This window comes from Streptomyces viridochromogenes (assembly GCF_001270495.1).
Lineage (GTDB): Bacteria > Actinomycetota > Actinomycetes > Streptomycetales > Streptomycetaceae > Streptomyces > Streptomyces viridochromogenes_A.
The window spans coordinates 1-430 of sequence record NZ_LGUR01000109.1 but is presented as its reverse complement, the minus strand read 5'-3'; the positions used below and the strand labels follow the sequence as shown (position 1 = coordinate 430).

General features: G+C 72.3%; 1 pseudogene. It reads right to left on the bottom strand.

From position 1 onward, the window contains the following. A pseudogene (locus ADK36_RS11820) lies at window positions 1-430 on the bottom strand (alpha/beta fold hydrolase); the annotation flags it as partial.

Sequence of the window (430 nt, the reverse complement as noted above, 5' to 3'; positions counted from 1 at the left end):
GACGACGCTCCCGGTGTCCATGTGGTCGGCCAGCGGCCCGGTGAGGTCGCGGCAGCTCTCGCCGAGCGCGCGGTTCGCCGCGCGGAGGGCGGCGAAGGAAGAGTCGCTGTCCGGGTAGATCGCCTCCGACTGCGCGTTCACCCGGTCCTCGTCGCACACCACCGGGTTGCTGCGGCCGACGCCCCGCGGGTCGAAGCCCACGATGTCGAAACGCGCCAGCAGTTCGGGCGAGAAGGCGTCGGCCGCGCTGAACGCGAAGTCCACGCCGGAGCCGCCCGGACCACCCGGGTTGATCAGCAGCGAACCGATCCGGCGCCCGGGGTCGGTGGCAAGGTGGCGGGCGAGGGCCAGATCGATGGTGGCGCCGTGCGGCCGCTTCCAGTCGACGGGGACCTTGATGGTGGCGCACTCGAAGTTGGCCAATGCGCCC